At 45.5% G+C, this 24,272-nt stretch carries 17 protein-coding genes; 4 read left to right on the forward strand and 13 right to left on the reverse strand.

The genetic code is table 11. From position 1 onward, the window contains the following. Both ACSQ8P_RS21355 and glgB read right to left on the reverse strand, forming a co-directional pair. Complete coding sequence (locus ACSQ8P_RS21355) at positions 1-1,149, reverse strand: glucose-1-phosphate adenylyltransferase (RefSeq protein WP_436237027.1); 1,149 nt, start codon at positions 1,147-1,149, stop codon at positions 1-3. Continuing rightward, positions 1,092-3,098 (reverse strand): 1,4-alpha-glucan branching protein GlgB, encoded by a 2,007-nt coding sequence (glgB, locus tag ACSQ8P_RS21360; protein WP_436237028.1) that lies wholly within the window; start codon positions 3,096-3,098, stop codon positions 1,092-1,094. The genes ACSQ8P_RS21355 and glgB overlap by 58 nt, the downstream gene beginning before the upstream one ends. Positions 3,099-3,280: 182 nt before the next feature. Here glgB and ACSQ8P_RS21365 point away from each other — a divergent pair, with 182 nt between their 5' ends. The 3 genes from ACSQ8P_RS21365 to ACSQ8P_RS21375 are packed head-to-tail and all read left to right on the forward strand — an operon-like array spanning position 3,281 to position 6,037. Beyond that, positions 3,281-4,402 carry a peptidylprolyl isomerase gene (locus ACSQ8P_RS21365; protein WP_436237029.1) on the forward strand — a complete coding sequence of 374 codons (1,122 nt, stop codon included), beginning with the start codon at positions 3,281-3,283 and terminating at the stop codon, positions 4,400-4,402. Between the two features lie 54 nt (positions 4,403-4,456). Beyond that, positions 4,457-5,323, forward strand: a complete 867-nt coding sequence (locus ACSQ8P_RS21370; RefSeq protein ID WP_056620772.1) for a class I SAM-dependent methyltransferase — start codon at positions 4,457-4,459, stop codon at positions 5,321-5,323. Positions 5,324-5,326: 3 nt separating this feature from the next. After that, positions 5,327-6,037, forward strand: a complete 711-nt coding sequence (locus ACSQ8P_RS21375) for an RluA family pseudouridine synthase (protein WP_436237030.1) — start codon at positions 5,327-5,329, stop codon at positions 6,035-6,037. A gap of 21 nt (positions 6,038-6,058) precedes the next feature. On the opposite strand, the gene ACSQ8P_RS21380 is transcribed toward ACSQ8P_RS21375, so the two are convergent. After that, positions 6,059-6,463 carry a MarR family winged helix-turn-helix transcriptional regulator gene (locus ACSQ8P_RS21380; protein WP_056621812.1) on the reverse strand — a complete coding sequence of 135 codons (405 nt, stop codon included), beginning with the start codon at positions 6,461-6,463 and terminating at the stop codon, positions 6,059-6,061. Between the two features lie 331 nt (positions 6,464-6,794). Here ACSQ8P_RS21380 and ACSQ8P_RS21385 point away from each other — a divergent pair, with 331 nt between their 5' ends. After that, positions 6,795-6,962, forward strand: coding sequence for a hypothetical protein (locus ACSQ8P_RS21385; protein WP_171628731.1), 168 nt, complete (start codon positions 6,795-6,797; stop codon positions 6,960-6,962). Here the strand turns inward: ACSQ8P_RS21385 and gyrA are convergent. The 10 genes from gyrA to ACSQ8P_RS21435 all read right to left on the reverse strand — a co-directional run bounded on the left by gyrA (position 6,953) and on the right by ACSQ8P_RS21435 (position 24,243). Next, the gene (gyrA, locus tag ACSQ8P_RS21390; RefSeq protein WP_436237031.1) at positions 6,953-9,394 is read right to left on the reverse strand and encodes a DNA gyrase subunit A; all 2,442 of its coding nucleotides are present in this window, start codon (positions 9,392-9,394) and stop codon (positions 6,953-6,955) included. The two genes, ACSQ8P_RS21385 and gyrA, sit on opposite strands and share 10 nt — an antisense overlap. Positions 9,395-9,418: 24 nt before the next feature. After that, positions 9,419-11,392 (reverse strand): DNA topoisomerase IV subunit B, encoded by a 1,974-nt coding sequence (gene parE, locus ACSQ8P_RS21395; RefSeq protein ID WP_436237032.1) that lies wholly within the window; start codon positions 11,390-11,392, stop codon positions 9,419-9,421. A 27-nt stretch (positions 11,393-11,419) separates the two neighbouring features. Continuing rightward, the gene (locus ACSQ8P_RS21400; RefSeq protein WP_436239575.1) at positions 11,420-12,412 is read right to left on the reverse strand and encodes an ABC transporter permease subunit; all 993 of its coding nucleotides are present in this window, start codon (positions 12,410-12,412) and stop codon (positions 11,420-11,422) included. 15 nt (positions 12,413-12,427) lie between these two features. Continuing rightward, positions 12,428-13,390 (reverse strand): ABC transporter ATP-binding protein, encoded by a 963-nt coding sequence (locus ACSQ8P_RS21405; RefSeq protein WP_436237033.1) that lies wholly within the window; start codon positions 13,388-13,390, stop codon positions 12,428-12,430. Positions 13,391-13,404: 14 nt separating this feature from the next. Then, on the reverse strand, positions 13,405-14,220 hold the full coding sequence (locus ACSQ8P_RS21410) for a GDSL-type esterase/lipase family protein (RefSeq protein WP_436237034.1): 816 nt from the start codon (positions 14,218-14,220) through the stop codon (positions 13,405-13,407). 603 nt (positions 14,221-14,823) lie between these two features. Beyond that, on the reverse strand, positions 14,824-15,699 hold the full coding sequence (locus tag ACSQ8P_RS21415) for an IS3 family transposase (protein WP_436239439.1): 876 nt from the start codon (positions 15,697-15,699) through the stop codon (positions 14,824-14,826). Next, positions 15,696-15,992 (reverse strand): transposase, encoded by a 297-nt coding sequence (locus ACSQ8P_RS21420; protein WP_436233768.1) that lies wholly within the window; start codon positions 15,990-15,992, stop codon positions 15,696-15,698. The genes ACSQ8P_RS21415 and ACSQ8P_RS21420 overlap by 4 nt, the downstream gene beginning before the upstream one ends. A gap of 579 nt (positions 15,993-16,571) precedes the next feature. Continuing rightward, positions 16,572-18,419: an ABC transporter ATP-binding protein gene (locus tag ACSQ8P_RS21425; RefSeq protein WP_436237035.1), complete on the reverse strand. Its 1,848-nt coding sequence runs from the start codon at positions 18,417-18,419 to the stop codon at positions 16,572-16,574. Continuing rightward, positions 18,416-20,266 (reverse strand): ABC transporter ATP-binding protein, encoded by a 1,851-nt coding sequence (locus tag ACSQ8P_RS21430; RefSeq protein ID WP_436237036.1) that lies wholly within the window; start codon positions 20,264-20,266, stop codon positions 18,416-18,418. Before ACSQ8P_RS21430 ends, ACSQ8P_RS21425 begins: the two co-directional genes overlap by 4 nt. 263 nt (positions 20,267-20,529) lie before the next feature. Then, positions 20,530-24,243 carry a dynamin family protein gene (locus ACSQ8P_RS21435; protein ID WP_436237037.1) on the reverse strand — a complete coding sequence of 1,238 codons (3,714 nt, stop codon included), beginning with the start codon at positions 24,241-24,243 and terminating at the stop codon, positions 20,530-20,532. Between the last annotated feature and the right edge of the window lie 29 nt (positions 24,244-24,272).

Genomic DNA, 24,272 nt, shown 5'->3' on the forward strand with positions numbered 1-24,272 from the left:
TCATCCCTTCTGATTAGCGTAGCCTGTTACCCGTTCGTTACCGCCAATAAGCACAATTTCCCCATTGCCGTCGACAATCGCACCATCTTCAACGACCGTATTCTCACCAATAATGGCTTTGATAATCGTTACGTTATTACCAATCTTGGCATTCGGCATAATAACTGAATCCTTAATTTGACTGCCTTCGCCAACTTGAACACCGAAAAAGAGAACGGAATGATCGACATCTCCAAAAATCGCACAGCCCTCATTCACCAGAGAACGTTTAATATTTGCCGTAGGCGCTACGTATTGCGCAGGTTGGTAAGGATTCTGAGAATACACACGCCAGTCTTTATCATTTAAGTTAAGTTCATTATTGTCATCTAAAAGATCCATATTGGCTTCCCATAGGCTATCAATTGTTCCGACGTCCTTCCAATAGCCTTCGAACGGATAAGCGAACATTCTCGCTTCATCCTTCAGCATCATCGGAATGATATCTTTCCCAAAGTCCTTACTGGACTCCGGATTCGCCTCATCTTCAAGCAAATATGATTTCAATGCTTTCCAGTTAAAAATGTAAATCCCCATTGAAGCCAAGTTGGAGTTTGCTTCCTTCGGCTTTTCAGCGAATTCCGTAATCTCTTGCTTCTCATTTACGCTCATGATACCGAATCGGCTTGTTTCTTCCCATTTCACTTCGATAACTGCGATTGTTGCGTCCGCTTTTTTCTCTTTGTGATAAGAAAGCATGAGATCGTAATCCATTTTATAAATATGGTCACCCGAGATGACCAAGACGTATTCTGGATCATATTGCTCGATAAAGCCGATATTGCGATAAATCGCGTTTGCAGTTCCTTTGTACCAATCGCCGCCTTTTTGCTCCATGAACGGTGGCAGTACGGTTACACCGCCATACTTGCGGTCAAGATCCCAAGAGCTTCCAATACCAATGTACGTATTAAGCACGAGAGGTTGATACTGTGTGAGAACACCAACGGTATCAATCCCGGAATTCGTACAATTGCTGAGAGTAAAATCAATGATGCGATATTTGCCGCCAAAGTGTACAGCTGGCTTAGCTAAATTGTTCGTCAGTACGCCTAATCTTCGCCCTTCTCCTCCAGCGAGGAGCATAGCAACACATTCTTTACTGCGCATATTTGATTTCCCCCTTCACCTTCATCAATCTCTGATTGGAATTCACTCACACACTTGATATAGACAGCCGCAAGCGGCGGAATACATAGCGATAAACTGTAGGGCCTACCATGCATGGAACTTGCTTTACTTGTGATCGGCAGCGTATTCCCTTGTCCGGAACCGCCAAATTCTGTAGCGTCGCTATTAAATACAACCTCATACTGACCTAATTTCGGAACGCCGATCCGATAATCCGGATGAACAACAGGTGTGAAATTACACACAAGAATAAGTTCATCCTCCGGCGATTTCCCTTTTCGCATATAAGTGACAACACTTTGGCTCTCGTCATAGGGATTAATCCATGCAAAGCCTTCTGGATCATGATCCAGCTGCCACAGGGCCGGTTCGTTCAAATAAAAGCGATTGAGCGACTTCACGTAATGATGCATCTGCTCATGCTTCTCGTAGCCGTCTAATAGAAACCAATCCAGCTCTTCGAGATCCTTCCATTCGTCGAATTGACCGAATTCACTACCCATGAAGAGCAGCTTTTTCCCTGGATGCCCCGACATATAACCATATAATACCCGCAGATTAGCAAATTTCTGCCAATAGTCTCCTGGCATCTTATGCAGGAGTGAACGCTTACCATGCACGACCTCGTCATGTGACAAGGGGAGTACATAATTTTCGCTCCATGCATACATGAATGAGAAGGTAATCAGCTTGTGATTATACCTGCGGTGGATGGGATCCAGCTTCATATACTTCAGCATATCGTTCATCCAGCCCATGTTCCACTTGTAGTTAAACCCTAGTCCACCTTCGTGCACAGGCGCCGTAACAAGCGGCCAGTCCGTCGAGTCTTCCGCCATCATCAGCGCGTCTGGATAATAGGAGAATACAACTTGATTCAGCTTGCGAATGAACGCAACGGCCTCCAGATTCTCATCTCCTCCGTGCTGATTACGGATCGGAGTCTCATCCCATCTGCCGAAATTAAGATGCAGCATGGAAGCAACTGCGTCCACTCTGATCCCATCCATATGATACATGTCCATCCAAAATAAGGCATTTGAGATTAAGAAGCTCTGTACCTCCGGTCTACCGAAATCGAAGGTAAGTGTCCCCCACTCGAGTTTCTCCGCTTTGCGAGGGTCTTCATATTCATACAGAGGCTTTCCATCAAACTGGCGGAGGCCATGACTGTCCTTGCAGAAATGTCCGGGTACCCAGTCCATAATGACACCAATACCTTGTTGATGACACCGATCAACGAATCGCATGAAATCCTTCGGAGCACCGTGACGACTAGTAACCGAAAAGTACCCAGTTGCTTGGTAACCCCAAGAACGATCGAAGGGATGCTCTGCCAGCGGCATGACTTCAATATGCGTATAACCCATTTGAACCGCATAATCCACCAATTCACTCGTTAATTGTTCGTACGTGTACAGCTCTTCGCTCGTGCGATCTTTCTTACGCCAAGTACCTAAGTGCACTTCATAAATGGAAAGCGGTTTGTTATAAGCGGGGATTTCTTTCTTCTGCTGCTGCCAGGCTTGATCCTGCCAATCATACCCCTCCAAATCAACAACCCTCGATGCCGTACCTGGCCTTAACTCAGAATAGAAGGCATAGGGATCAGCTTTTAACAAAATCTGCCCTGTCTGACTATGAATTTCGAACTTGTAATAGTCGCCTTCACGTGCTTCAGGAATAAAGATCATCCAGAGACCTAATGAACTAATCTTTTCCATCTTGTGCTCGCCGGATTGCCAATCATTGAAATCTCCAAGTACAAACACGGTTCTCGCATGCGGTGCCCAAACGGCGAAACGAACACCTTCATGTCCTTTTTCTTTGCTAACATGTGCCCCTAAGATACGATAACTGTGGAATAGGGATCCTTCATGAAGCAGAAACAAATCCTCGGAGCTGGGTATTCCAACATTTGCTCCCACATTATCCCCCCTTATTTCTACATGTCTTTGTTCTAAGATGCGTGTAACAAATCGTCTCTACCTCTACAAATACAACAAACAGGTAATGAATTCCTTCAATTCGAAACGAATAAAAAAAAGGAAATCTCCCAACCTTTGGTGAATTATTGCTAGGATAAGAAATGAAAGGTGGATCACTCATAATGAAAGACAAAGTAAAAGGACTTATCGTAGGTTTAACCATTGGCTCTATTTTAAGTGGAACCGTAGCTTTTGCAGCTAGCACACAAATCGAAGTAGCTTTCCGTAATCTGACGTATATGTTTGATGGCGTCGAAAAAACGCCAACGGACGCCAAAGGGTTCATTTATGAAGGGGATACCTATGTACCCCTGCGCTTTATGAGCGACTCCCTTGGCAAGAAAGTCACGTGGGATGACGCGACAAGTACAATTTGGGTCGGAAGCAATCCGAATCAAATCGTTGCAACTTACAAAGGCGGAACAGTGACGAAACGAGATTTCGATTCGTTCTTTAACCTCAAAGCTTTATTTAATAGTGCTCATGCAAGCTCCAAGGACAATGTGGACTATCAGACAAGTGTTCTCAAGGAATTAGTGACAAACCGCATTTTCTATAGCCGCGCGTCAGATGCTGACCAAGAAGCTGCTAAGAATAGTGCCGCTGTGCAGGTTGCTGCTTGGAAACAGCAATTTGGCGAAGATAAATTTAAAGCCGACTTGAAAAATGCAAATGTGACTGAAATTGATCTCCAGTATTATCTTGTTGGCAGTATGACTGCGACAAATTACTTGAAATCTAGTGTTACGGATGCACAGTTGAAAGCGCAGTATGATGCAGCACTTGCTGCGAATAAAGATGCGTTTACGATCGCTTCTGTACGTCATATTTTGATCGGACTAACTGGCTCAGATGGTAAAGCCGTTCGTACAAAAGAAGAAGCTCTTACACTTGCCAAGGACGTTCAGCTGAAGTTGAAAAATGGCGGTGACTTCACAGCTCTTGCTAAGCAATATTCCGACGATCCAGGTTCAAAGGATAATGGCGGTCTTTACGCTGATGCTGATGTGAGCCAGTGGGTTGAAGGATTCAAAAACGCAGCGATCTCACAAGCTGTTGGAACGATTGGTGATCCTGTTGAAACCGAGTTTGGCTACCACGTAATCAAAGTCGATTCTCGCTCTGTTAAACCACTTGCATCAGTGAAAGAATCACTGCGAGCCTCCCTTGAACAAGCGCAGTACCAACAATTTTCGGAAAAAGAGCTGCCTGGTCTGATTGAAAAGATCGATTTAGGTCAATAAATGGTGTACAATGGATGTTTAGAAAAGTTTACAAGTTGAAGGATGGATTACAACATGTTTTATGCAAAAGATTGGGTCGATTATGAGCTGCTCGATACGGGCGGCGGCGAAAAGCTTGAACGTTGGGGTACGATTGTACTTCGCAGACCCGACCCACAAATTATTTGGCCTCTACAGAAAGAAACGCCAGCTTGGCGTCAAGCTGATGCTCATTATCACCGCAGTTCCAGTGGCGGCGGCCAATGGCAGCAGAACGCAGAGCTCCCTGAGCGCTGGACGATCACGTACGATCAGAAACTGACCTTTTATATTAAGCCAACTAGCTTTAAGCATACGGGTCTGTTCCCTGAGCAAGCGGTCAATTGGAAATGGATGATGGACAAGATCAAGGGTGCTGGTCGTCCTATCAAGGTGCTCAACCTCTTCGCTTACACTGGCGGGGCAACACTTGCCTGTGCTCATGCTGGCGCGGAAGTATGCCATGTGGATGCTTCTAAAGGGGTCGTTCAATGGGCGAAGGAGAATTTGCACCTAAGCGGAATGGGTTCCAGACCTGTTCGATTCATTACGGATGATGTTTTCAAATTCGTACAGAGAGAACAACGCCGCGGCAGCAAATACGATGCCATCATTATGGATCCTCCTTCCTACGGTCGTGGACCTAACGGTGAGACCTGGAAATTGGAGGATGACCTCTTCCCGTTCATCCAGACTTGCCAATCCATTTTGACGGACAATCCGTTGTTCCTGTTAATCAATTCCTATACGACAGGCATCTCGGCGACTGTGCTTCAGAATATTTTGACAATGGCGATGAAAGACAAGCATGGCGGAACGATCTCCAGCGGTGAAATCGGCCTCCCGATCACCCACTCCGGCCTTATGCTCCCTTGCGGTATTCTGGGACGCTGGGAGGCGTAATCGGTGGCATTTAAGGATGATTACGGTGCATCGCAAATACCGATTCTCTTCGAAGACAACCACATTCTCGTGGTTGAGAAGCCCGTCAACATGCCTACGCAGGAAGACGAGTCGCGTGATCTTGACTTGCTGAACGCCTTGAAGGCGGATCTCAAGGAGCGGTACAATAAGCCCGGCAATGTCTACCTCGGGCTTGTTCATCGCTTGGATCGTCCTGTTGGCGGCGTGATGGTCTTCGCCAAAACGTCAAAAGCCGCGTCCCGACTATCTGACGCGGTAAGAACTAGGCAGCTCGACAAGACGTACGTCGCTGTCGTGCACGGTAAACCCTCCCAGCCGGCCGCTACGCTGCGTCACTGGCTGTGGAAGGATACGCGGACGAATACCGTCAGCGTGGTCAAGGCAAGCCAGCAGGACGCCAAAGAGGCGGTGCTGGACTATAAGCTGCTCGGCAGCCAAGACGGGCTCAGCTTGATCCAGATCAAGCTGCACACCGGGCGGCCGCATCAGATCCGCGTGCAGCTGGCTGCCATTGGCTGCACGCTGTACGGGGACCAGCGCTACGGCAGCGCTGTCAATAAACCGGGCCAACAGCTCGCGCTGTGGGCGACGGCACTTGCCTTTGAGCATCCAGTGCTCAAAGAGGACATGCATTTCCGGTCGCTGCCGCCGGTGCAGCGTCCTTGGAACGAATTCACCATTCCCGAGCTATGAGGGAAAGAAGCACTCCCTTATTTAATTCGCAACCTTGCCCAATAAATAAATAAGCAATTTCTGATTATGAGCGGAAACGCGATTCAGGTACGAATCCAACAGTTCTTCACGGATTCCACGGCCTCTCTCGCATTCCGCTTTTCCTTTATCCGTGACGTGGATCCAGACAATTCGGCGATCCTTCTCATCTCGCACACGGGTAATCAACTCCGCTTTTTCCATCCGGTCTAATAAGGTCGTAACGGCAGCAGGTGTCGTGGATAAATACTCGATTAAATCCGAAGGCTTCATACGTTCGTGGACTAGGAGCAATTCAAGCACATTCAGTTGTCCTTCCGTAATCGTAGGGGCTAAGCCTACCTCCATCTGATTTTTCAATTCCTTCGATAATTTTAGCCATAGCTTTCCGAATTCATCGGAATACATCCTCATCAACTCGCTTCCATTTTCACCTATTTACAGCAAGTATAGCATGCCTTTTCTCTACTTTAAAGATTAATGCCATTAATATTTTCTTACAAAAATTGCGAGATTCATAGACATGCTGTGGTTTGCTGATACCTGTTGTCGAGCCTTCACATAGTTTGTCTAGTCTTGTGTAGAATGACAAGCGAATCGACTTCTTTTAACAAGTTGCCCAGTACTTACATATACTGATCGAAGGTGTCATGCACCCTTGTAAACAACAGCGAATCCCTATACTTTCGGAGAAACTTGATCTGCAAGGCTGTTAACTTACTTTCAAGGAGTGATTGGATTGGAAGCTTGGAAAGTGGAGCTAGGCAAAAAAGCGCTGGAAGCCGGCATGCTAAAAGACCCACAGTGGCTGGATCGATTAGATGAACCGATGCCCCTGTGGGTCTTATTAGAGTTAGCTTTTGCATTGATTGAAAGACTGGATCCCCCAACGGTTAGTTACGATTGAGGAAAGCGCAATATCTCGACAATCGATTCTGTTTTGGTCACTGGAATGAGTGATTTCCCTTGGGCTTTGCGATCTTCTAACGGAGCTGTTTCCGTTGAGAAGCGCAGCTTCTCGCCATTACTCATTACAGCCGTAATCAAGTAATCCATTTTCACAATAAATGTCCGGATTAAGGCTGAACCGTTAGGTCTGACACGCTTACCTTCTTTGAATTCGAAGGTAATAATCCCCTTCCCGCCGCGACCTTGAATTGGATAGTCTACAACGAGAGATCGCTTCGCATACCCGAGGTCCGAGATCACCAGTACTTCCCCTTCATCCCCATAGATCCACTCAGCTGACACGACTTCATCATCTTCCTTGAGCTGGATGCCGCGTACACCTGCGGCCGCACGGCCCATCGGGTTTACTTCTTCCTCACGGAATCGGATGCTCATGCCTTGCTTCGTGACGAGAAGAATTTCCTTCGTATTGTCACTCAGATGAACATGCAGCACTTCATCTTGCTCGCCAAGCTTACACGCAACAATCGCATTAGAGCGGTTCGTCATGTATTCCTTAAGCTCTGTCCGTTTAACTTGACCTTTCCGTGTAACGAACACGAGTGACTTCGTCGGATCCTCGAAGCCCTTCACAGGAATAACATTCACGATGCGATCTTCCTTCGCAATCGGGATGACATTTACGATCGCTGTACCATTTTCTTTCCACTTGTACTCTGGAATTTGATGGACAGGTAATAAGTAATATTGCCCCTTCTTCGTGAAGATCAGCAAGCTCTCGATCGTATTCACATCCAGCAAGAAACGAAGGTAATCGCCTTCCTTCATGCCTGTATTCTCAAGCTCCCCACCCGAACGTGTGAAGGATAGTTTGCTTGTACGCTTCAAATATCCTTCATTGGACAAGGTGACAAGCACATCTTCCGCCGTTACAAGAACTTCTAGATTGACTTTCAGTTCTTCGACTTCTCCCTGAATCTCTGAGCGGCGATCGATCCCATATTTCTTGCGAATCTCGCCCATCTCATCTTTAATAACGCCTAGAAGTTTCTTCAAACTGCCGAGGATCCCTCGCAAGTACGCAATCGTTTTCTCAACATCTTTCAATTCCTTCTCCAGCGTTGTTATTTCCAAATTCGTTAAACGGTATAATTGCAGGACGAGAATGGCGTCAGCTTGTCGTTCCGAAAAATGAAACTTCTCTACGAGATTATTTTGGGCATCCTGCCGATTTTTCGATGCTTTAATCGTTGCAATGACCTCATCCAAAATATTCAGTGCTTTCACAAGCCCTTCGAGGACATGTGCCCGATCCTCCGCTTTCTCCAACTCGTATTGCGAGCGGAACGTAACAACCTCTTTTTGATGCTCAATGTACGCTTCAAGAATCTCGCGGATTCCGAGCTGACGAGGTGCTTTATTCACAATCGCAACCATGTTGAAGTTATAGGTTACCTGCAGATCTGTTTTCTTCAGCAAATAAGCCAAAATCCCTTGTGCATCCGCTTCCTTTTTGAGCTCGATCACGATACGAAGCCCATTCCGGCCGCTTTCATCCCGTACTTCCGCGATTCCCTCGATTTTTTTCTCCAGCCGGATATTCTCCATCGCCGTCACTAACCGAGATTTAACCACTTGATAGGGAATTTCTGTAATCACAATTTGCTGTCTGCCGCCGCGCATTTCTTCGATCGCGGTTTTGGAACGGATATAGATGCGACCTTTACCCGTCCGGTAGGCGTCACGAATGCCTTCTTCGCCCATAATGATCCCTGAAGTTGGGAAATCCGGGCCTTTGACAATGGACATTAATTCATCAACCGTAATCTCAGGTTTATCGATCATAGCCGTACAAGCGTCGATGATTTCCCGCAGGTTATGTGGCGGAATTTCCGTTGCAAAGCCTGCAGAGATCCCGCTTACGCCATTAACAAGCAAATTTGGATAACGAGCAGGTAGTACAACGGGTTCTTTGGTTGAATTATCGAAGTTATCTTTGAACATGACCGTGCGCTTCTCAATATCGCGCAGCAATTCCATTGCGATTTCTGACAACCGTGCTTCCGTATAACGCATTGCTGCAGGTGGATCATCGTCTAAGGAACCCCAGTTTCCATGTCCATCTACGAGTGTATGTCCCATTTTCCATGGCTGCGCCATACGAACCATACCATCATAAATCGACGCATCACCATGCGGATGATAGTTACCCATAACATCCCCTACGGTTTTGGCTGATTTCCGGTAAGGCTTATCTGGCGTATTGCCAGAATCATACATGGCGTACAAGACACGACGTTGAACAGGCTTCAAGCCGTCTCTCACGTCAGGTATTGCGCGATCTTGAATAATATATTTGGAATACCGACCGAAGCGATCCCCTACGATCTCCTCCAGAAAGGCTGGCAAAAACTCTTCTATGATACTCACTTTCTCGTCACCACTCTTTTTGGTCTACTCAACATATTCAGTAAAATCAACGTTTTCTATAATCCATCTCTTACGTGGATCTACTTTATCACCCATTAAGGTTGTCACACGTCGTTCTGCTTTGGCGGCATCTTCAATCTGCACTTGGAGCAGCGTTCGGCTTTCCGGATTCATCGTCGTTTCCCATAACTGATCCGGATTCATCTCGCCTAATCCTTTATAGCGTTGAAGTTCCGTATTTTTACCGAGCTCTTTGACCACAACTTGGAGTTGATCGTCCGTCCAAGCGTATTTATGACCACCATTTTTACCTTTTCTCGTCACTTTATACAGGGGCGGCTGAGCAATATACACTTTGCCAGCATCAATCAATGGCTTCATATAACGGTAAAAGAAGGTTAAAAGAAGAACTTGAATGTGCGCGCCATCCGTATCGGCATCCGTCATGAGAATAATTTTGCCGTAATTCGTCTCTTCTGCTTCGAACTCAGAACCTACTCCAGCTCCGATCGCTGCGATAATGGCTTTATATTCTTCATTTTTCAAAATATCAAGGAGCTTGGCTTTCTCTGGATTCATCGGCTTGCCTTTGAGCGGCAAAATTGCTTGATGCTTCGAATCACGCCCTTGCTTCGCCGATCCACCAGCGGAGTCACCTTCCACGATGAATAGCTCATTCCGTTGCAAATCCTTCGATTGCGCTGGTGTAAGCTTCCCATTCAGGTTCGAGCTCTCGCTCTTCCCTTTCTTGCCGCTGCGAATCTCTTCACGTGCCTTACGCGCTGCTTCTCTCGCTCTTGATGCTTGCACAGCTTTCTTCAGCATCATTTGCGCGATTTGAGGATTTTCTTCCAGAAAAACCGTCATTTTATCGGATACAACCGCGTCCACCGCACTCCGTGCAATAGCACTTCCTAGTTGGTCCTTGGTTTGACCTACGAATTCGACATCGCCCATTTTGATATTAATGACGACCATCATACCTTCTCTGAGATCTGTCCCATCAAGGTTTTTATCCTTTTCCTTGAGAATGCCCCCTTTACGGGCATATTCATTCATCACTCGCGTGTATGCTGTCTTAAAACCTGTCTCATGGGTTCCCCCGCCTCGTGTAGGAATTGAGTTAACGAATGACGCAATCGTCTCTGTATAGCCATCATTGTATTGCAGAGCGACTTCAACTTCAATTTCGTCCTTCTCTGAGGCAAAATGAATAACAGGATGAAGCACGGTCTTCTCTTCATTCAGGAAGGCGACAAACTGGCTTGCTCCGCCTTCATACTGGAACGAATCCACTTTATCTGTGCGTTCGTCCTTCAGGTTGACTTGAAGACCGGAATTGAGGAATGCAATTTCCTGCAAACGCTCAGCTAGCGTATCGTAATTGATGGTCGTTCCACCTTGGAAGACTCGTTTATCTGGTTTAAATGTTACTTTCGTCCCTGTGCGATTGGTGTTGCCGATAACTTCAAGTCCCGTGACCGGTTCACCAACATGTTCCATGCCTTTATCATCAACCCAATATTCAAAGCGCATCTTATGCACTTTGCCATCGCGATTAATTTCTACTTCCAACCATTCGGATAGCGCATTCGTTACAGATGCGCCAACGCCATGCAGGCCTCCTGATTTCTTATAGCCTGAACCACCGAATTTACCACCTGCATGGAGGATGGTAAATACGACTTGAGGCGTTGGAACACCTGTCTTATGCATACCTGTAGGAATACCGCGGCCATTATCTTGTACGGTAACCGACTGATCTTTATGTATCGTGACATTAATTTTGGAACAATGCTTTGCCAGATGCTCATCGACTGCATTATCTACGATTTCCCAGATCAGATGATGAAGACCTGAAGAACTGGTGCTGCCAATATACATCCCTGGTCTTTTACGAACAGCAACAAGCCCTTCCAGAACTTGAATATCGTCTGCCTCGTAATCCGTCACAGGTGTCGGGGCTTTCCCTTTCGCAAATTCTAGCTGCTCAGCCATTGGAGCCCTCCTTTATCTCTTTAATCTCTAATTTAAAATATCTTTGCGCGAAAATACCGTAAACGAGACGATAAGCGCGACTACTGTCCATACGCTTAGAACACTAAGCGAGAACCCTAAATCCATACCTTGAATAGGTGGGATCCCTCCGGTTAAATACTTCGTCAGGTCCAAATTGACCATAAACAAATATTTAGCCGTTTCCCACGAGGAAACCATGTTCGATAAAATGGTTCCTGATATTAGTACGGCAAGCATGACCCCCATACCTGCTGCGGTTGATCGAATTAGTACAGAAAGCATGAGCGACATGATCGCTACAACGATTGCTGTAAACCATACTAAGCCGAATTCCATCAAGAGAAAGAACCATTGATCCACAGCGCGAACACGACTAAAATCGACATCTGCTCCAGTCAACTGTATGCCAGTGAAGATTGGCATGTTCCACCCGTTGTAGCCAAACACAACGCCAGAAATCAAGTAACAGATCAATCCCGTCGACAAAACAGTCAGTGAGGTGAAGAAGACAACGGTAATTAATTTACTCAATAGGATTTTCCAACGCCTGACCGGTCTTGTCAACAATAATTTAATAGTCCCCGTAGAATGCTCGGATGATACGATATCTGCTGAAATGACCATGATAATCAACGGAATAAATAAACCAACAGCATTTTTCACAAATTCACGTGTAAATGTAACCGCATTCGGCGAACTTGGATTCACATCTTGATCAAGATAATAGTTTGCAATTTGAATTTGAACACGGAGCTGCTGCTTCCACTCATCTGGTGTTCGTGCTGAGCTAAGGCGTTTTTCCCAGTCAGTCACTTTTTGCCGCTGATCCGCCTTCCAATCTGAAGTACCAAATTGCTTCTGTGTATGTTGAGCAACTCGCATTTGAGCATAAGTGAACATGGGAATTAAAGCAAGAAGAATAAGTAGAATGACATAAAATCGCTTTTTCTTAATCATTTTGATCATTTCATTTTTAACTAAAGCATAGAGTCCTGTCAATTCATTCACCTTCTCCTACTCGATTCGTTCCCCTTCGGTTAAACGCAAGAACAAATCTTCGAGTGTTGGATTTTTAATTTCTACTGCATACAAGCTAATTCCTTGTTCGATAAGGAGTTGACTTAACTTAGGAATGTCTTCTTGATTCATTTGTGTTGAAACCTGCATAACCGTTGTTGGTAAGTTAGTTAGGTTATCCGTATCTACTGCGATGGCTGCAAACACGAACTCAGAAGATTGCAGTACGCGCAGCGCTTGTTCACCTGGAGAAACCGTCCATACCACCCTGCCGCCTTGAGCAATGAGTTCATCTACAGCACCAACTTGAATTACTTCGCCATGACTAATAATGGCTACGCGATGACACATTTGCTGAAGTTCGCTGAGCAAGTGGCTGGAGACGAATAAACTAAGTCCATCTGCAGCTAATCGTTGAATAAACTCCCTCATTTCTTTGATACCTTGTGGGTCCAGTCCATTTGTAGGCTCGTCCAAAATCAAAAGACTTGGTCGCCCTAATAAAGCTTGAGCAATGCCTAAGCGCTGGCGCATCCCGAGTGAATAGGTACGTACTTTATCATGTATGCGCCCATCCATCGAAACAATTTCCACGACTTCTCTAATCCGATTCTCATCGACATCAGGAAGCATGCGGGCAAAATGCTCGAGATTTTCCCAACCTGTCAGATAGGAATAAAGCTCTGGATTTTCAACGATACAGCCCACTTTTCTCATCGCTTCGTCATGCTCTTTATGAACGTCAAACCCACAAATGTGTATGGTCCCTTCCGTAGGACGGATCAAATCCACCAGCATGCGAATTGTCGTTGTTTTGCCTGAACCATTAGGCCCAAGGAAACCAAAAATTTCGCCAGCATACACATCAAAGGAAATGCCTTTGATGATTTCTTTGTTTTTGATGCTTTTTTTAAGATTATTGACAGATAAAACGATTTTAGGCGTTGCTGCTATAGCCATTCTTCCATGCCTCCCTATTTTAAAATTTGGACAATCCGGTCAGCAATTCGTTCATAACCATCCCCATTGGGATGAAAATGATCTGCAGAAGATAAATATTTGATCAAATTTTGCTCGAATAGGTCGTAGGTAGGAACAATGAGCATCTGAGGATATTGATTCGTAAGTTTAAACACACCGTTATTCCAGCGTTGTACGGTTAAGGAACCCTGTCTCGATGGATCGAGATCCAGAAAAGGGTGATATAAACCGATATATAATAGCGTTGCTTTCGGGTTCGCTTGATCAATAGTCGAGATGATCTTTTCCATTTTGGCTAGTGCTGGGTCTACTCGTTTCTCTGCAGCCTCAGGATTAAATTCAGTCTGGTTATCTCCTTTAAAAAGCCCATCCCCTCCTGCAAAAATATCATTTCCACCGATCGTAAGCAAAATGATATCGGCTTGCGCTAGCGCATCTTGAGTTTTTTTCAATGCTAAATCAGCAAGAAGTTGATCGCTTTTGTAGCCAGGAATAGCGAGGTTATTAAGGACAAAGACCGGTTTACCGCTTGCCTTCTCCAGCTTTTCGCGGACACGTCCGACGTAGCCTTTGCCAGTATTGTCGCCAGTTCCAGCTGTCAGAGAATCCCCCAGCGCCACAATTTGCAGCTTGCTGCTGCTTTCAATAATCGATGGTTTCGTAGGTGCTGGAGTAGCGAGTTGCAAATCTCCAGATGCTTTGGGAAACCATATTTGATTCGCCGCGTAAGCAAAGCCAACAGCGAAAACAATCGTAGAAATTGACGCGGTTAAACCAATGGCACCCCAGATGAAGCGAGATGATTTCAATGCTGTCCCCTCCTGCGAATAATTGGCATATTTCCAATTTAAGAGTATAGCTTCTCGTCAAATTTTGCAAACATTGTACAGATTAGTCTCGAGTTTACGGGATGTGATTGCAGTATGTTTACAATTCTAATTCATCGTGTAAGTCGATATTATCGACTTACAACATGCTACATACCACTTTTTGGGTGACTTGTTGTGTTACTGGATGGCTGATGGTGGCTGGCTAAGCACGAGGGCTGGTGGTGGCTTGTTGAGTACAGTGGCTATTAGTTGCTGGTTAAGTGGCGGTTGGTGACTGGTTTCAAAATCACATAGGGACTATTTCACGTGCATGATGGCATGGATAGAGTTCAGAATAGTACAAGTAGCTGTATCTATCTCCGCTACCACCAAATAGCTGGAAAAACTCCATCTATTTTCGCCTATTTCACCTCATTTTGGAATTTAGATGGAAATAGTACAGCTATTCCACTTGGTTTCATCCTGTTTGATACATAATCCTGTAAATAACTGTATTTTATACAGCTATTCGTATTTTTTCGACGATACACCCAAAATTAGATATATGTTTGCTCTTCTGTCAAGAAAGTGGACGTCACTAAGTTATGCGACCTGCTGGTAGTATAGCTGCTCAAATTGCTCAGGTGACATGTAACCAATTGTGCTATTCGACCTTGTCCTGTTGTAAAAGAACTCAAGATACCGATACAGCTTCTGCTGAGCTTCTTGTTTGGTCTTGAATTTTGGGTTGCTATAGATGAATTCACGCTTCAAAATGCTATGAAATGCCTCAATACAGGCATTGTCATAACAGTTTCCTTTTCGACTCATACTTGGTGTTATCCCGTAGTTTTCGAGCTGTTTGCGGTACTCTTTGGACGCATATTGAGAACCTCGGTCGGAATGGTGAATCAGGTCTTCTCTAGGCTTCTTCACGCTATAAGCCTTCTTAAGTGCATCTAAGACGAGATCCGTTGTCATTCGGTCACACAGTTTCCATCCAACAATTTGCTTTGTGTAAAGATCTAATATGCTTGCAAGGTAGAGCTTTCCTTGACGGCATGGAATGTAAGTAATATCTGCTACCCATTTTTCATTTGGCTTCGTTGCAGCAAAATCTTGCTGAAGGAGATTGGGCGCAATCGGCTGGTCGTGGTTAGAATCCGTTGTTTGCACTCTGAATTTACGTGCCATGCAGGAGCGTAACCCTTGTTCACGCATAATAAGGCCGACCGTCCGTTCCGATACGCACAAGCCTTCCTTTAGAAGTTCTTTGTGTATACGTGGGCTGCCATAGATTTCATGCTTCAGTTGAAAATAGTATTTAATACGATCTGTTAGTTCCTCTTTACGCTTGCACTGCTCAGAGACGTCAGCTGTTTTCCATTTGTAATATCCGCTCTTGGACACTTTTAAAACGTTGCACATCTTCTCCAATCGAAACTCAGAGCGGTGATCTTCAATAAACTGAAATCTCAGTTCCTTTCTTTGCTGAAGATGTGCATGGCCTTTTTTAGAATTGCGATCTCTTCCTTGAGATCTTCGATTTCCCGTTTCTGATCATCAATGAGTTGAGACTGCTCGCGGAGGTTTTCCACTTTGTTCACAGGCTCATGATCAAACTCACGGTATTTCCCCAGCCAATTTCGAAGAGTACCAGGATTAACATTCAACTCGTCCGCGATATGCTCTAAGGATTTAGTCTGCTCTTGCACATACTTTACAGCTTCACGTTTAAAAGTTTCATTATATCGTTGTCTTGATTCGCTCATGGAGAGACACCTCTTAGTTAATTGTTAAGCTTATTATTACTTCTACACTAAGAGACGTCCACTTTTTATTCTAAGTGCAGTTTTCCAGCTAATGTGTCCCTGGAGCTCGATTATCCTATCAATGGATAGCACTCAAATACAGTAAATTAATACTGATATTTCCTGCGATACATGTCCGTCCAATAATGATCCATAGGTGCTGCAAAAGGGACAATTTTCAAAGCCAATAGTTGACCTGGAATTGTAAATCTTACCATCCACAACGATTTTCACCTTGGTGCTAATCGAAATCATAAGTACATGATACTCCATATATTCAAGTGGAGCCGCCAATTCTTCTTATCAAGGCAGTCTAGTTCTCGCAGCTTAAACCACAGTCTATCGAGCTCTGTATAGCGATCTTTCTTCATCTCTAAGTCTTCCATTACCTCGTTTGAACCACCAGGTTGAATAAGTCGTTGAACTCATTTTAAGTGATAAGCATTCTCAATGACCACAGTGAAATCCCTTCACAAATCATAAAAAAGCTGCCCAACCACAATTCAAGTGGCTAAGCAGCTCCCCTTTTTCATTTCATGCCTATACAGCATCCTGCAAAAATTTATACTGGGCTTGGATCAAGCCATAGTAGATTTTCTGTTCCTTCATAAGCTCATCATGATTGCCAATTTCCATCATGCGACCGTGATCAAGCACGACGATTTTGTCCGCATTACGAATCGTTGATAAGCGATGTGCCACGATAAAGGACGTACGACCTGCTAGAAGTGTCTTAAGTGCCTCTTGGATTTTGAGCTCCGTATCTGTATCAATACTTGCTGTTGCTTCATCCAGAATGAGTACACGTGGATTAGCAAGTAACGCTCGTGCAAAGGAAATCAATTGACGCTGCCCCATCGACAGGATGTTACCGCGCTCTTGCACTTCTGTATCGTACCCATTTGGCAGCTGTACAATAAAGTCGTGCGCATGGACTGCCTTCGCAACCTGCTCAATCTCATCATCTGTCGCATTTAACCGACCAAAGCGAATGTTGTCTCGGATCGTGCCCGAGAAAATAAAGGTATCTTGGAGCACAACACCAATTTGGGAACGAAGACTTTGAATCGTAACTTGACGGATGTCGTGACCATCGACTTCGACAACGCCCTCATTCGGGTCATAGAACCGACAAAGTAAGTTCATGATCGTACTTTTGCCTGAACCTGTATGACCAACTAATGCGATAGATTGCCCCGCAGTTACTTCCAAATTGATCCGATTCAGCGCAGGACGTCCAGGCTCATACTCAAACACGAGATCTTTGAACTTTACATTTCCTTGTACATGAGGCAAATCCTTGGCACCCTCGATTTCAGAAACAGTAGGCTTCTCATCGATGAATTCAAATATACGCTCTGCAGAAGCCATCGCAATTAATAGCTGCGAGTACATCTGACCTAATCGCGTAATAGGCTCCCAAAAGTACCCAATATAAGTCGCAAACATAACTAGTAAACCAACGGAGATTTCTTCCGTTTGAATTAAATGCGCCCCTAACCAGAACAAAATACAATAACCAATTGCACCCGTTATTTCGATTAGAGGACCAAATGATTGATTCAACATGGAAGCGCGGTTCCACGACAAGCGATTGGTCATATTCATTTTCGAGAAAAACTGAATGTTCTCTTTCTCTTGCGTATATGCCTGTGTGACACGAATCCCTTGAATACACTCATTCAAATGGGCATTTAAACGGGATTGCTTCATCGTTACGTCCTGCCAAGAGCGGCGAATTTTGGTCCGAAGCTTCGTCGATATCATAAACATAATCGGAACTGTAACAATGATCGAAGCACCTAATTTAAAATTAAATGTCAACAAAATAATAATGATTCCGACCAGTTGTACAACATCGATCAATAAGTTGACGACACCGTTCGTAAATAAATCTTGCAACGAATTGACATAGTTCGTTACACGAACGAGCACAGACCCCGCAGGTCTTGTATCAAAGAATCGGAATGAGAGCTTCTGAATATGACTGAAAAGGTCATGACGAAGATCATAAATAACTCGTTGTCCGATCATATTCGTATATTTGATACGAAATGTATTGGCTAGCCATTGAATTAAATATACGCTGAACATGATACCAACAATAAGAATAAGTAAGTTCGTATCTTTAGGAATAATAGCATTGTCAATCGCTTTACTGATGAGCAGTGGAACTGTCAATTTCGTAATCGCGCCTAAAAGCATCATGATAATAATAATCGGCAGCATTTGTTTGCGATAAGGCTTCATGTAACTAAACAAGCGTTTTAATTGGCCCCAGTCAAAAGGCTTTTCGATCAGTTCATCATCTTGATAAACGAAGCGATGCCCTGTTTGTGAATCTGGATTGGTTGAAGCTGCATCAGCTTGTTTTGATGGAGTACTCAATTTGCCAACCTTCTTTCTGGATTAGAGGCATGGGTTATTGGATTCAATTCGGAATCTACTGAGTCTGCAGAAGTCCCCTCTTCACGGGTAACCGCTGCTTGGTTCTGTGCAGTTTGGCTTTGCGGTCCGTCCGCATACTGAATGTCATACGTTTGACGGTATAAGCCATCTTGCTGTAAAAGCTCTTGGTGTGTCCCTCTTTGAATAATTCGTCCTTTATCAAGCACAATGATTTCATCTGCATGCTTCAAAGAGGAGATCCGGTGCGCGATGATAAACGTCGTACGACCTGCCATAACTTCGCCAAAGCCTGCTTGAATCTCATGCTCAGTTTCCATATCCACCGCACTCGTAGCATCGTCTAACACGAGAATTTTCGGATCTTTGATCAAGGCTCTCGCAATCGCAATTCGCTGCTTCTGACCGCCGGAAAGTCCAAGTCCTCGCTCACCAACTAGCGTGTTATAGCCCTCTGGCAGCTCTGAAATGAAGTCATGCGCTTTCGCAAGCTTAGCTGCTCGGATAATCTCGTCCATCGTCACATCCTTGCGACCGTAAGCAATGTTGTTGAGAATGGTGGAGGAAAATAGGAACGTTTCTTGGAACACCGTTGAAATTTGGCTGCGGTAACTTTCAAGCTGCAAGGAACGAATGTCCTTCCCATCCAGCATAACCTTGCCTTCTTTCACATTATAAGCTCGCATTAACAGCGAAATCACGGTTGTCTTCCCTGAGCCTGTGCTGCCTAAGAGTCCAATAACAGAGCCTGGAGGCGCATCCAAGGTAAAATCATAGAGAGCCGGTTGTTTTTCGGGATATGCGAAAGTCACATGGTCAAAGCGTATATGTCCATCAACTTTGGTCAAGGCTGCGGCATTCTCGCTGTCTTTAACATGCATATAATGATGTAGAACTTCGAGAATTTTCTCTCCTGAAGCTTTGGTCTGCGTAAAGTTATTTATGTGGAAACCTAAGCCCCACATCGGCCCAATTATGTACCAAATGAGACTAAAGCAGGCTACCAATTCACCAAGTGAAATCGTTTCGTTAATGACCATATAGCCGCCAGCCCCAAGCAAAATAACGACGCTCAAGTTCGCTAGAATTTCCATGATTGGAAAATACTTCGCCCAAATCCCTGACGAACCAATGTTCATGGACTTGTAATCTTCGTTGCGAGTTGCAAACTTATCAATCTCATGGGGTTCCCGTGCAAAGGATTTAACTGTGCGTACACCCGTAATATTCTCTTGTACAGCCGTTGTCATCGTACTTAGGGATTGACGCACCATCCGGAAAGCAGGGTGAATTTTACCTTCAAAGCGAACTGCTGTAAAGGCCAGGAAAGGCATCGTAATCATCGTAAGTAATGCGAGCTTCCAACTGATGGAGAACATCATGGCCATCCCAAAAACGAGCATTAACATCACATTTAAGAGTTGCGCGAAGCCGAAACCAATAAATTGTCGAATCGCTTCCAAATCCGCAGTCAATCTCGACATCAGATCGCCAGTTCTTGCTTGATCATAATACTGGAATGACAAGTATTGAAGCTTGTTGTAAAGTGCATTCCGTAAGTGGTAGGCAACACGGTTTCCTAAGCGACCCCCGCACAAACCATGTAAGAACTGAAACATCCCTTTCATAGAAACGACTAACACAACGATTAGTGCCAAGCGCGGCACCAGGTCAAATTGCTTCTCGGTGATGACTTCGTCGATTAGATAGCGAAGTAAATTAGGATACACCAAGCCGAGTGCGGTAGCGATTGCAAGACATGCAATAGCTCCAAAAAACAGTTTTTTCTCTGGCCAAAAATATGGCTTCAGTTGCCTGAATACATCCACTTTGGGCCCTCCTTAAAAGGATAGATTTGATACACATGTTAAGTGTGAACACTTTATGAATCTTAACACCATCACTATATGTGAGCAATTCGAGGATACTCGGATTTAAACGCTTAAATAGGCATAAATTCACAAAAACGTGTAGTAATCCCCCCTATTCTTTTAAATCATCGGGATAACCGCTAATGTAAGCCCTTACATGAGCAATCCAAAAAAAGGGGCAACTAAGTTCCACAGAACCTAGTCCCCCTTTTGAAAATCGGCTAAACAAATGCCTTTAACTGATGCTGTTTGGATATGAGTTCATCCAAATCAATCTTCATTTGCAGGGCATCGCGCAGCCCTTCAGCGTGCTCTTTGACCTGCTGTTCCATAATCAATTTCTGAGCAACTAACCAATTCTCTAATTGGATGCCATACGCTTGTTCAAGCTCTAGCGTTTGACCCTCAATAAAAGCAACAACCGGCGCATTGATCCGATTCTCCAATTCAGCTTTTAGCTTACTTTTCCCATCACCTTCAAAAAATTGCTTCGCATTCTTGAAATAACTTTGGAGCAACTTCAAGCTTACCTCCGATGCTTCAAGCTTCGTCGTTACCTCAGGCGTGTTGAATGTATTGGACTCATACGAAGCTTTCTCAAAGCCTTCTAGCAGCAAGCTCAGTTCCTCACCCCAGCGATTCATCCGTTTGGTGCTGATGAGATTCATGCGATTCTCTACACGCAGAGTAGTGGCAAGTACTTCTTGGGATAAATCATGCCCAATCATACGCAACAGTTCATTCCATGCGAATTGAATGGCAACTTTCGGATCTTTAGCCTCATCACGGAACGTAGAAGGATTGAACGCGAAATTATAGAGCTCGCCAAACCGATACATCGTTCGTTGTTTGACGTAATACATCAACTCTTGAATTTCTTTTTTCAATTCCTTCAGCTCAGCATCATATCGTGTGTCATCAAGCAGATCTAAGCCCTGTTGCTCCGACTCGTCCAGCATAATGAGCTGCAGTCTACGCTCTTCCTCGCCCGATTGTGCTCGCTCCAACCACTTCTGCATAGTGCCAATTGCTCGATGCAGCTCCAAATTAGCCGAATGAATAGCCACATCACTGAGCTCATTCAAAGTAAACTGAACGAATTGCTGTTCGAATGGTTGAATGCCTGATTGTACGACTAAGCTTTCGTTGCCATTGATTTTGCCTTCCGCCGCCAAGTAACTGGATATCGGATAAATACGTGGGTGACGAATGCCATGCTGCACCAGATTCGTTTCCACATGCTTAACAACGCCTGCCAGCTCCTCCGAGCTTGCCGCCAAATCAGCTGCATTCACGATGAAAAACATTTTATCCATTTCAAAGCTATCCTTCACGCGGCCTAGCTGAAGTAGAAACTCACGATCTGCTTGGGAAAAAGCATGATTATAATAAGTGACGAATAGGATGGCATCTGCATTTTTAATATAGTTAAAAGCGACACCTGTATGGCGGGCGTTAATGGAATCTGCCCCTGGTGTATCCACGAAAATGATACCTTGATCCGTCAGTGGATTGGAATAATATAATTCAATAAATTCTACAAAGCAGGACTTGTGCTCTTCCGCCACATATCCGGAGAATTCATCTTTCGTGATTCGGAGCTCAGTCCCCAAATGATTTGAGGCCGCTTCCCATCCTTTTTCAACAGCTTTCAGGAAAGAGAAATGCGGTTTCCCTTTGGCTGTTACGTCAGCAGGTGAAAGCTGACTAATCCGCTTCAAAGCGCTAGCCATATCCGTCGCCTCTACGCCAAGAATTTGAAGCGAGTACAGCACATCTTCCAAGATGGCGTCTGCCTTCTTCATCTTGACCTTAGCCGTGCCATGCGGCCAACCTTCCGTCGGCGGCATGATCTTGTTGATCGCCGCCGTCGTCGGATTCGGCGACACCGGCAACACCCGTTCACCAATCAACGCATTGGCGAACGAAGATTTGCCCGCGCTGAACGCACCGAACAGCGCAATCGTAAACGTCCGCTGCCGCAGACGGTCCGCTTTCTCGCGCATGGAGCGCGCGAGCGACCGCATTGACGGCAGTCCGTCGATGAGACTTGAGGCCGCCTGCAAGTCGGCGGCCTTGCGCTCCATGCGCTTGCCATGTTCACCCGCGGTGAACACGGATGACGGCGCTGCGGGAACGGCTGCCGCTACCGGGCCAGCCGAGTCCGTGCCTGCAGCCGCCGACGCTACGGATGACGCGGCTTGCAGGATCATCCCCATGGAGGTCACGTGCAGGTTAGCCCCACTCAGCGGGGCTGCTGCCGGCTCCTCCATGGCCGTGAACTGCTGCGCATCCGGCAGCCCCGGCGCAGAAGGTCTTTCCCAGCTGGCCATGCGCAGCAGCTGGGTCTCTGCCGCCGCCTCGGCTTCCTCGAGGCGGGCGAGCTCGCGGCAGGCGCTCAGCCGACCGCTTAGGGCTTGCAGCTCAGCCGCTAGCGCAGCGGCGGCTGCACGTGAGCTATCGCGGACCGAGTCCGCGATGATGTCAATTACCGCAAACGCCAGTTTGCGGTACTGCAGCTTCAGCTCGCCAGCTAGCTGCTTCATGTAGTTCAGCGTATACTCACCGCCAAACGTCGCTCCAGTATTCACCTGAGACCCGATTAAAGCGCCAGTGACTTCAACCTTTAACGCTTCAATCTGTGCAATTAACGCAGCATCATGTTGACCTTGCTCGTGAGCTGCCTTTTTCAGCGCATCTCGCAAATGCCAATCCAGCTGTGCTTCTACTTGCTCTCCCAAATCGGCCTGAAACGCTGTCAGCCGTTTCTCTTGCTCTGCAGCGGTCTGTGCTGCGCGCGAGAAAAATCCAACCTTAAATCCTGGCTTACGGCTCTCCAGATAGGCATGTGCGTAATCACGGGTTAATGCCGGTGTAATATTGGCATTTTCAATGATCGCGCCAACATCCTTGCGTAGTACTGTCGTCAAAGTTTCTGGCAAGCTATTCAATGCGGTCAGCTCATCTTGCTTTGTGACAGCCAGCAATTGAACGTCCTCAACATCACCTTCCTCGTTTATCGATTCCAGTAATTCCGCTTTCTGCGGTTCATGTTGCTCCGCCAACCATTTGCTGTGTTCTGCCGCCAAATAGCGTGCAGATGCATCAATGCTATAGCTTCGCAAGGAATCTCCGCGCTCAATAAGACGGCTCAGCAGCCACTGCAGCTTAGCGTACTCATTATGCGGATGAGTTGGTTCCTTCATCGTCACAAACAACAAATCATCAGGCTCAATGCCCCAGTTTAAGAAAGCTTGCTTCGTTCCACTTTGATACTGCTCGAAAGGAAGTTCCCAATCCTTATGTTTATCAATCATATTAATAACAAGATAGAGCGGTTTCCCCCACTCTTTCATTTTCTTCGTGAACGCTAAATTCACTTCGGATTGCACATGGTTATAGTCCATGACATAGAACACCACATCAGCTAAATGTAAAGCTGATTCGGTAGATTGATGATGCGCATCATCTGTAGAATCAATACCCGGTGTATCCAACAAGGCTGTATCATCACCGAGAAATGGAATAGGATAAGTAATTTCAACGGTTTCGATATCCGTTCCATTCACACAATAGGCCTCTAACTCGCTGAGTGGAATTGTCGTGGTCTTCCCTTGTGGGTTGACCTTCCCTTCATGGCTACGATGCGTCACATGCGCACCAGGTTGCCCATTACGAATACTAACAATATTAGCACTCGTTGGAATCGGACTTGATGGTAACAAGGCTTGGCCGCACAGCTGATTAATAAGGGTTGATTTTCCAGCAGAGAAATGCCCGCAGAACGCAATATTCATCCGTCCACTATCGAGCTTGTCCAGCAATTGCCCCATTTTCGTGGCATTATCGCTATCACCTGCATGCCCAAGCACTTGCTGCATTTTCTTAAGTGCATCCGGCATGACCGTGATGCTTCCAGCTACTAATTGCGTCATTCGTTCATTCCGCTCCTCTATAGTTCGTT

Origin of the sequence: Paenibacillus sp. LjRoot153 (genome assembly GCF_964253085.1) — a bacterium.
Taxonomy (GTDB): domain Bacteria; phylum Bacillota; class Bacilli; order Paenibacillales; family NBRC-103111; genus Paenibacillus_E.